Below are 9,385 nucleotides of genomic sequence, written 5' to 3'. Positions count from 1 at the left end.
AGCTTCCGCAACATTCAAAGGCAAATTAGAAGGAACAATGGCATAGGCATCCATACCAATTTGCAAGCTTGTTCGCTGCTGATTTAACCAGGCAAACTGATGAAGGTCCTGCAAAGCCCCTACTCCTATTAAAGGCACACCCGATACTCTGGATACATAAAATTCCAAATGCCCTCCGGGGAACCATTTATTGGTTAATAAAACGGGATTAGCCTGAATCTGACCTTCTGCTATATCTTCTTTTACAATGATTGAAAACTGTTTACCCAACGAAGCCCATCCGGAAAGATCCAGCGTTGGACAATATTCTCCATAGGATTCAGTAGACTTTGATCCGAAATTCACAGGCGAATATCGTATGAGTGCAATACCCGTTAATAACGCAAAGCATACAAACCCAATGGCCCATTTGAGTATTCCCGGAAAGAAAGCAGACTTTCGTTGGTCCAGCCAGGCAGCAACCAAAAAATACAGTGGAATATACGCGGGTCCCGACCAATGCGGTAAAGTAGGATTAAACAAGGCAATACCCCAGAAAACAAGCAACATGGGGATACTCATACTCAATAACCAGGCCTTAATTCTTTGCTGTCTGAATCTGAATTGTTTTCTGACAAGAAGAATTACCGACCACCAGACAAGAATAAAAACAAAAGGGTTCTGATAAGCAAATTCCCCCACTATTTCCTGCAGAAATGCATCCGTATTAATCCCTGTATGGGTAACCCTTTCTGAATGAAAACGATAAGTGATAAAATCATTCTGAATGTTCCAGTAAAGAACAGGAATCAGAAACAAAAACGTAATGAATGCGGAAACATATAATCTTGGATTGCCTAACCAATGGCGTTTCTGTAATAAAATATACAACCCGAATCCGGCCCAGAGAAATAGTCCGTGAACTTTGGCCAGGGTAGCCAGGCCAATGATTACGCCCAGAAAAATCCAAACGCCCCAGCTTTTCTCTTCCGATTTATGAATTACCAGATAGGCCATTATATAAAGAGCACCCGTCCAGAAGGGCATCTGGGGAGAATCGGGCAAAACAAAGAATCCGGCAATAAAACCGGTATAAACAGAAGCTGTATACAAAAGAGCAGCGTACCAGCCCAAGCGTTCGTTTCCAATCAACTTGCCCGTTTTAAAAATAAACCAGGTAGAAAAAGCTGCTCCAACAAAACTTCCCAATCTCAGAGACAATTCAGAAGCCCACCAACCATTTATACTGAAAATACGAATCATCCATGCAACCATGGGTGGATGGTCAAAATAGTTCCAGTCGGGTCTTAAAACATAAGTCCAGTAATAAACCTCGTCATTACCCAATTCAATAGTGGAAGCCAGCAGGAGTTTAATAATAAAACTAATGCCAATTAAATAGAGAACTGGTTTTGTATAGGATTTCATCAACAGCATGCAGAAGCTGGATAGTGAGCACTAAAAGTAAGAAAAAATCAGCGGATGACCGATTCTTAGGCCTTATGACCCATGAACCATTGAACAGCTAATGCATAACCAGCCAATCCAAGACCAGCAATGGTACCTTTTGCCTTTGCAGAAACATGAGATAATTTTCTGAAATCTTCTCTGGCGTTAATATTACTGATATGTACTTCTACAACCGGAACAGAAATAGCTGCAATGGCATCACCAATGGCAACGCTGGTATGTGTATAGCCCCCGGGATTCAATATAATTCCATCAGCCGTTTCTCGTGCTGCCTGAATGCCATTAATGAGTTCTCCTTCAATATTAGATTGAAAATAAGTAAAGTGAATTCCGGGAAACTGCTCTTTCATTTGCTCAAGGTATTGCTCAAAAGAAAGGCTGCCGTATACCTCCGGTTCTCGCTTTCCCAGCAAATTCAAATTCGGCCCATTGATGATTGCAATATTCATGGAATGAAATTACTGCATCATTTCAACAAAACGATCAAATAAATAACGGCTATCGTGCGGACCAGGCGTACTTTCAGGGTGATATTGTACGCTAAATGCAGGCCGGTCTTTTAATCGGATACCTTCAATGGATTCATCATTCAGATTCACATGGGTTACTTCCACATTCGGATGATTTTTCACCGCAACAGGATCAACTCCAAATCCATGGTTCTGAGTAGTGATTTCACATTGACCGGTAATAATATTTTTTACGGGGTGATTCAGACCTCTGTGTCCATGGTGCATTTTGAAAGTCGGAATATCGTTGGCCAGTGCAAGCAACTGATGGCCTAAACAGATACCAAAGACCGGCTTTTTTTCTGCCAAAACTTCTTTCACTGTTTCAATTGCATAAGGCATGGCGGCCGGATCGCCGGGTCCATTCGAAATAAAATAACCTGTTGGATTAAACTCTTTAAGACGGTCAAATTTTGTTTTAGCAGGATGCACCCTCACATGCGCCCCTCTGCTTACCAGGCACTGAAGGATATGTTGTTTAACTCCAAAATCCAATACAGATACTTTAATGGGAGAAGCAGGATCTCCCAACTCGTATTCTGCAGTGGTACTCACTTTACTGGCCAGTTCCTGACCATCCATACTGGGCACTTCCTTTAAACGGGCTTTTAATTCTTCTACAGAAAGATCTTCAGAAGAAATAATACAGTTCATTGCACCTTCAGTTCTGATATGTGCCACTAATGCACGTGTATCAATTCCATCAATGGCAACAATATTATTTTGAATCAGATAGGCATTTAAATCCTGATTTGCCTGGTGTCTGCTGTATTGCTCTTCCAGGTTTCTGGCAATCAGGGCATGAATTTTAACGGAACTACTTTCTACATCAGTATCCTTTACTCCGTAGTTTCCAATATGTACCGTATTCATGATAATTACCTGACCGGTATAACTGGGATCGGTAAACACTTCCTGATAACCAGTCATCCCTGTATTAAAACAAATTTCACCTGTAGCGGTTCCAATTTTACCAAAAGAAAGACCATGAAAAACATGTCCATCTGCAAGTACAAGTGTTGCGGGTTTACGGATAAGTGTAGAATGAGGCATATTGAAAATTATGAGTGCAAAAGAAAATCAATTTTATTAAAAAAACGAATGAAGTTGCTAACAGACAGATTAAAAAAAGGCAAAACCGAAACGATTTTGCCTTTATGTTAATACCACTTCATTTAATTTATTCAGCGGCTTTTTCTTCAGTTGAAGCAGCTTCAGGAGCTACAGTGGTTTCTTCAGCAGCTTCTGCTTTTTTAGGAGCGCGGCTACGACGGGTTTTCTTAGCAGGTTCAGCAGCAGCTGTTGCAGACTTACCATAGATTTCGTTGAAGTCAACCAATTCAATCATTGCTTTTTCAGCATTGTCACCAGGACGAATGCCTAGTTTCAAAATACGGGTGTAACCACCTGGACGAGAAGCAACTTTAGGTCCAACTACAGTGAATAATTCTTTCACAGCAGCTTTGTCCTGTAGTTCAGCAAACACCAAACGGTGATTGTGGCTGATTTGTAAAGCAGAATCGTTCTTTTTAGTCTTGGTAATCAATGGCTCTACATATGCTCTTAAAGCTTTGGCTTTAGCCAAAGTAGTAACAATACGCTTGTGCGTGATTAACTGACTGGCAAGGTTCTGCAACAAGGCCACTCTGTGTGCCTTCTTACGACCGAGGTTGTTGATTTTGTCTCCGTGACGCATGACATTTAATTTTTAGCTCCACACCGGGTCAGGATTTGTGGAGGTTGTTTCGCTTACATGGTAAGTGAAACGTGAATGAATAATTAGTTATCTAAATTGTCTAAACCTAGTTTACCTAGATCCATACCAAAGCTTAAACCTCTTTCGGTTAATACCTGTTCAATTTCAGACAATGATTTCTGACCGAAGTTTCTGAACTTCATCAAATCTTCCTGTTCGTATTGAACCAGTTCGCTTAAGCTGTTAATTTTGGCTGCTTTTAAGCAGTTGAAAGCACGCACGGAAAGGTCTAAATCTTCCAATGGAGTTTTCAATACTTTGCGCAATTGCAATACATGTTCATCAACTACATCTTCTTTCTTATCTTCTTTGTTATCGAAAGTGATGTTTTCATCGGTGATGATCATCAAATGCTGAATCAAAATTCTGGAAGCCTGTTTTACTGCTTCTTCAGGATGAATAGTTCCGTCAGTAGCCACATCCAAAATTAATTTTTCGTAGTCGGTTCTTTGTTCAACACGGTAGTTCTCAATAGCGTACTTAACGTTCTTGATAGGTGTGTGAATAGAATCGATTGCGATATATCCAAATGGCGCATCTTTTACTTTGTTCTCTTCAGCTGGAACATAACCGCGACCTCTTGCAATGGTTAGCTCGATGTCTAATTTAGCGGTAGGATCCATGGTGCAGATTAACAATTCAGGATTCATTACCTGAAAGCTTGGAGTAACTTCTCCAATCATTCCTGCAGTGAATTCGCTGCGACCTTTGATAGATAAGTTGATTTTCTCAGAAGTAAGATCCATATCGGCGTTCTTCTTAAAACGAACCTGCTTTAAATTCAGGATCATTTCAGTAACGTCTTCGGTAATTCCTTTGATAGTAGCAAACTCGTGGTCTACTCCATCAATTTTGATTCCTACGATAGCGTATCCTTCTAAAGAACTTAAAAGTACTCTGCGTAAAGCATTACCAATGGTTAAACCATATCCTGGCTCTAGCGGACGAAACTCAAACTGACCTTCAAAATCAGTTGCTTTCTGTAGAACGATTTTGTCTGGCTTTTGGAAGCTTAATATTGCCATGTTAAAACGTGTTTTATTAATTGTGTGAGTAGATAAATTACTTAGAGTACAATTCAACGATCAGCTGCTCCTTAATATTTTCAGGAACATGCTCGCGCTCTGGCATGGTGATGAACGTACCTTTCATTTCAGATTCGTTCCAATCTAACCAACCAAACTTAGGGTTCTTACCACGTGTTTTGCTGGTAATGCCGGAATTGTGTGCACTCTTAGGACGGTATGCAATAATATCACCTGGCTTACAAGTGTAAGAAGGTACATTCATGATTTCACCGTTAACAGTAATATGCTTATGGTTAACCAACTGACGAGCTTCTGGACGGCTGGCAGTTAATCCCATACGGAATACTGTATTGTCTAAACGTGCTTCTAATAATTTAATCAGATTCTCACCGGTAACACCTTTTAAACGCTGAGCTTCTTCAAAAGTCTTACGGAACTGGCGCTCCAATACACCATAAGTGTATTTTGCCTTTTGCTTTTCTCTTAACTGTAGGGCATATTCGCCTAAAGTCTTACGCTTACGGGCAGCACCGTGCTGTCCTGGAGGGTTAGAATTTTTGCCTAACCACTTGGCGTTTCCTAAAATAGGTTCGCCGAAGATTCTGGAGATTTTGGTCTTTGGACCTGTGTAACGTGCCATAATTTAAATTTTCATTTCGATTTTTTTAGCATTCGTTGCGTCGATCGGTTAAAAATCGTAAAAAATGAATCGGGCAACCTTTTGATAAATGAAACCTTTTGGCTCAATATTATTTCCACTACCCCGGTTGGGGCTTAGGTATATTAAACTCTTCTTTGTTTTGGAGGACGACATCCGTTGTGAGGCATAGGGGTAACATCTTTAATGGAAGTTACTTCAATACCAGACTGAGAAATAGAACGGATTGCACCTTCGCGACCAGCTCCTGGTCCTTTAACAAAAACATCAACACGCTTTAAACCAGCGTCCAATGCTACTTTAGCAGCATCAGCAGCAGCCATCTGAGCCGCATATGGAGTGTTTTTCTTTGAACCTTTGAAACCCATTTTACCGGCACTGCTCCAGCTGATAACCTGGCCAGTCTTGTTGGTAAAACTGATAATGATGTTGTTGAAAGTAGCAGAGATTCTTACTTCACCTGCAGCATCAACTTTTACTACTCTTTTCTTGGCAGCAGCTTTTGCACTGTTCTGCGCTTTTTGTGGTTTAGCCATTTTTGCTTTTTTAGGTAATCTTCCCCGAAGGGATGGTTAAAAAATATCCGTTGGAACGGAACCCTGCAGTCTCCTTCTTTTCAGAGATCCAACCATCAGGGATTTATGTAAGAAAGCCCGAATGTTCATTCGGGCTGACTAATTATTTCTTAGCTGCTTTTTTCTTACCGGCAACTGTCTTACGTTTACCTTTTCTGGTACGGCTGTTGGTTTTGGTTCTCTGACCACGAACAGGAAGTCCTTTACGATGACGTAAACCTCTGTAACAGGCAATATCCAGCAAACGCTTGATATTCATAGAAACCTCACTTCTAAGTGCACCTTCTACTTTAAATTCGTTATTGATGATGTTACGGATAGCAGTTTGCTCCTCATCATTCCACTGGTTTACTTTCTTATCAAGGTCAATACCTGCTTTTTCAAGGATATACTGAGCTGTTGAACGTCCAATACCAAAAATATAGGTTAGACCAATCTCTCCTCTTTTGTTTTTTGGCAAATCAATACCGGCAATACGAGCCATATTATAATTGTTTTATGCTGTTAATTTGATTAATTGGATTACCCTTGACGCTGCTTAAAGCGAGGATTCTTTTTGTTAATCACAAATAATTTACCCTTGCGCTTCACGATCTTACAATCGGCACTGCGTTTTTTAATGGAAGCTCTTACTTTCATTGTTTGGTTGTTTAACTGTTATTTTCCTGTTACGTTCTTTGTTCTTATTTGTATCTGAAAATGATTCTTCCTCTGCTCAAATCGTAAGGGCTCATTTCCACACCCACTTTGTCCCCCGGTAAAATTCGGATGTAGTGCATCCTCATTTTTCCTGAAATAGTGGCCAATATTTCGTGGCCGTTTTCTAACTTCACTCTAAACATAGCATTACTTAATGCTTCTAGAATGACTCCGTCCTGTTTAATCAATGGTTGTTTCGACATACTATTTTTGGGGCTGCAAAGATATTAGAATACAACCGAATTATGAAAAATAAGGGGAGAAAACTCCTGAAAATGTGGAAAAAAAATCCAAAAATTAAGTTTTCCACCTAAAAAACCGGGTTTTAGCACTTATTTTTCCCTAAATTCTTCCCCTCTACCCCCTGAAAAATAAAAATGCGCCAGGAAAATCCCGGCGCAAAATTACATTTTAAACTGAATATGGAAAGGTTTACATGGGATCCCTGGTGAGGTGAATTTTAACCATGTCCGAATACTGATTTTGCAGCTGATGCACATAATGAACATTGGGATGATGCCTTCGGTCTTCCCTGTACCACATTTCTATGGCCGAAAAATCTCCGGCTTTCGGGGTAACCAGCCGGAAAGCACCTTTCGCATACTTTACAGACCCATCCTCCCCTGCCTGCTTACTAAAGTTCAGATTCAGTAAAGCGTTTTCATCCAAAGGAATCGGATGCAACTGATCGGTAGAAAACCAGAATTCCTGTACGGAGGTAAGCAGACAAACCTGTTTTTCATCTCCGTTTAATCGGGTGACTTCTCCTTCCCACATTTTTCCTTCAAACTCGCCCATCATGTAGTCTCCAATTTTGATGTCGTTGAATTTAATCATATGGCAATTGTTTATGCCATAAGTTAAGGAAAATTCGGGACTATTCAGCCCAACTCATGGTGTATCCCTCATTTTCAATGCGAATAGCTTCCTCTGTAAGCTGAAGCGGATGAAAAGTGTCTACCATAACTGCCAGCTCAAGCGTCTCTTTCTTACCAATGCTTTTTTCTACCGCCCCCGGGTGTGGCCCGTGAGGAATACCCGCAGGATGCAGGGTAATCATTCCCCTGGTTACGTTTTTCCGGCTCATAAAGTCTCCGTCTACATAATACAACACTTCATCACTGTCTATATTGCTATGGTTGTAAGGAGCAGGTATGGCATTGGGATGATAATCATATAATCTGGGGCAGAAACTGCATACCACAAAATTATTCGCATCAAAAGTCTGATGCACGGGAGGTGGCTGATGTACCCTGCCGGTTATGGGTTCAAAATCGTGAATACTGAAAATATAAGGATAACAACATCCGTCCCATCCTATTACATCAAAGGGATGTGTACCATAATGCAAACCATACAGAATCCCTTTCTTCTTAGTCTTAATTAAAAAGTCTCCTTTTTCATCAATGGTCTCCAAATCTTTCGGCCCCCTGATATCTCGTTCACAATAGGGAGAATGTTCCAGCAATTGGCCATGTCTGCTCAGGTAACGCTTCGGATAGCGGAAAGGACTAAAACTCTCTACAATAAAAAGTCGGTTATTGGAATCATTAAAATGAATCTGGTAAATGGTTCCCCTGGGAATCACAATATAATCTCCGTACGAAAAATCCAGCTTGCCATACTGGGTTTTAACGGTACCAGTTCCCTCGTGTATAAAAATCAACTCATCTGCATCTGCATTTTTGTAAAAATAATCAGACATGCTTTTTTCAGGGGCGGCCAGTACAATATGACAATCATTGTTAACCAGTACTGCTTTCCGGCTCTCTAAATAATCGGCAACCGGTTTTACCTGAAAGCCTTCAAAACAACGGTGTTTCAGCATCTTCTCTTCGGCTACTTTAGGAGCCACATCAATAGGATCATCCGTTTTAATAATCTGTGTAGGAGGATAAATATGATACAAAAGAGAATAATCATCACTGAATCCTTCTGTAGAAAACAACTGCTCAGAATACAAACCACCATCTGGTTTTCTGAACAGTGTATGACGTTTATGAGGGATAGATCCCAACTGAATATAGTGTGGCATACAAACTATTTTAAAGAGAACTGAATCATCTATTCAATCTATGCACCTGGAAAAAGAGGTCTGCCAATAATCTCCCCTCTGAATGGCCATGGTACTCCAGCCAATATCAGCAAAGCGGCAATTAAAAAGAAAATAAAAGCTTTTTTGTACCTCACTTCGTCAGCAACGGATTTTTTAGACATACCATGCGCAAGGGTAATAAAAACAATTGCGCCAATCATGGTAACAGGGTGCTCCATCCAGAAAAAACGATAGAACTTATCTTTCATAAAAGAGGTTCCTTCCGGCAACTGAGTAGTAAAAATACCATAGCGTCCCATTGCTACCTGGTACAAACCCAGTAACAAAGTAATATGAGAGGCGATCATAGTAAATAACCAGATTTTCTTATCACCGGGTTGAAAGGCTTTTTTAGCAGACCATCCGGTATATGCTTTCACAATAGATACCACTAACAAAATCACAATAACCCAACGTAAAAAATTGTGTAAATGAACAAATCCTGTTTGCATAAAATAAGTTTAAGGCAATAACAATAGAATGAAGGAGCAATATACAACAGAAATGGTTTACGCTTGCGCGTAAACCATTCTAACCAAACAAACAAATAAACAAACCTTATTATTGCTTAACCCAGTCGGCAACAAATAAATTGGTATCACGGGTTCCGCCATTA

13 protein-coding genes are annotated in these 9,385 nt (G+C 40.3%); all 13 read right to left on the bottom strand.

Annotation, left to right across the window (positions count from 1 at the left end; genetic code table 11):
• Window positions 1-1,407, bottom strand: a 1,407-nt coding sequence (locus tag P767_RS0103130) for an ArnT family glycosyltransferase (protein ID WP_172637505.1), incomplete at its 3' end; no start/stop codon positions are given.
• A 65-nt stretch (window positions 1,408-1,472) separates the two neighbouring features.
• Window positions 1,473-1,898 carry a type II 3-dehydroquinate dehydratase gene (gene aroQ / locus P767_RS0103125; RefSeq protein WP_026763367.1) on the bottom strand — a complete coding sequence of 142 codons (426 nt, stop codon included), beginning with the start codon at window positions 1,896-1,898 and terminating at the stop codon, window positions 1,473-1,475.
• A 9-nt stretch (window positions 1,899-1,907) separates the two neighbouring features.
• Window positions 1,908-3,011 carry a glutamine-hydrolyzing carbamoyl-phosphate synthase small subunit gene (carA, locus tag P767_RS0103120; protein WP_026763366.1) on the bottom strand — a complete coding sequence of 368 codons (1,104 nt, stop codon included), beginning with the start codon at window positions 3,009-3,011 and terminating at the stop codon, window positions 1,908-1,910.
• A gap of 127 nt (window positions 3,012-3,138) precedes the next feature.
• Entirely contained in the window at window positions 3,139-3,654 is a 516-nt protein-coding gene (gene rplQ / locus P767_RS0103115) for a 50S ribosomal protein L17 (RefSeq protein ID WP_026763365.1), read from the bottom strand.
• An 83-nt stretch (window positions 3,655-3,737) separates the two neighbouring features.
• Window positions 3,738-4,739 carry a DNA-directed RNA polymerase subunit alpha gene (locus tag P767_RS0103110; protein ID WP_026763364.1) on the bottom strand — a complete coding sequence of 334 codons (1,002 nt, stop codon included), beginning with the start codon at window positions 4,737-4,739 and terminating at the stop codon, window positions 3,738-3,740.
• 37 nt (window positions 4,740-4,776) lie between these two features.
• On the bottom strand, window positions 4,777-5,382 hold the full coding sequence (gene rpsD, locus P767_RS0103105; protein ID WP_026752039.1) for a 30S ribosomal protein S4: 606 nt from the start codon (window positions 5,380-5,382) through the stop codon (window positions 4,777-4,779).
• 143 nt (window positions 5,383-5,525) lie between these two features.
• Window positions 5,526-5,936, bottom strand: a complete 411-nt coding sequence (rpsK, locus tag P767_RS0103100; protein WP_026752040.1) for a 30S ribosomal protein S11 — start codon at window positions 5,934-5,936, stop codon at window positions 5,526-5,528.
• A 142-nt stretch (window positions 5,937-6,078) separates the two neighbouring features.
• Window positions 6,079-6,459: a 30S ribosomal protein S13 gene (rpsM, locus tag P767_RS0103095; protein WP_026763363.1), complete on the bottom strand. Its 381-nt coding sequence runs from the start codon at window positions 6,457-6,459 to the stop codon at window positions 6,079-6,081.
• A 38-nt stretch (window positions 6,460-6,497) separates the two neighbouring features.
• Entirely contained in the window at window positions 6,498-6,614 is a 117-nt protein-coding gene (gene ykgO / locus P767_RS17875) for a type B 50S ribosomal protein L36 (RefSeq protein ID WP_071790319.1), read from the bottom strand.
• Window positions 6,615-6,658: 44 nt separating this feature from the next.
• Window positions 6,659-6,877 carry a translation initiation factor IF-1 gene (gene infA, locus P767_RS0103090; protein ID WP_026752042.1) on the bottom strand — a complete coding sequence of 73 codons (219 nt, stop codon included), beginning with the start codon at window positions 6,875-6,877 and terminating at the stop codon, window positions 6,659-6,661.
• A 229-nt stretch (window positions 6,878-7,106) separates the two neighbouring features.
• A complete protein-coding gene (locus tag P767_RS0103085; RefSeq protein WP_026763362.1) occupies window positions 7,107-7,511 on the bottom strand; it encodes a hypothetical protein in 405 nt (134 codons plus the stop codon).
• Between the two features lie 40 nt (window positions 7,512-7,551).
• Window positions 7,552-8,709, bottom strand: coding sequence for a homogentisate 1,2-dioxygenase (locus P767_RS0103080; RefSeq protein WP_026763361.1), 1,158 nt, complete (start codon window positions 8,707-8,709; stop codon window positions 7,552-7,554).
• A 38-nt stretch (window positions 8,710-8,747) separates the two neighbouring features.
• Window positions 8,748-9,221, bottom strand: coding sequence for a hypothetical protein (locus P767_RS0103075; RefSeq protein WP_026763360.1), 474 nt, complete (start codon window positions 9,219-9,221; stop codon window positions 8,748-8,750).
• Between the last annotated feature and the right edge of the window lie 164 nt (window positions 9,222-9,385).

Source organism: Sediminibacterium salmoneum NBRC 103935 (assembly GCF_000511175.1).
GTDB classification, from domain to species: Bacteria; Bacteroidota; Bacteroidia; order Chitinophagales; family Chitinophagaceae; genus Sediminibacterium; species Sediminibacterium salmoneum.
The sequence above is the reverse complement of the archived record's forward strand: the minus strand, read 5'-3'. Positions and strand labels throughout refer to the sequence as shown.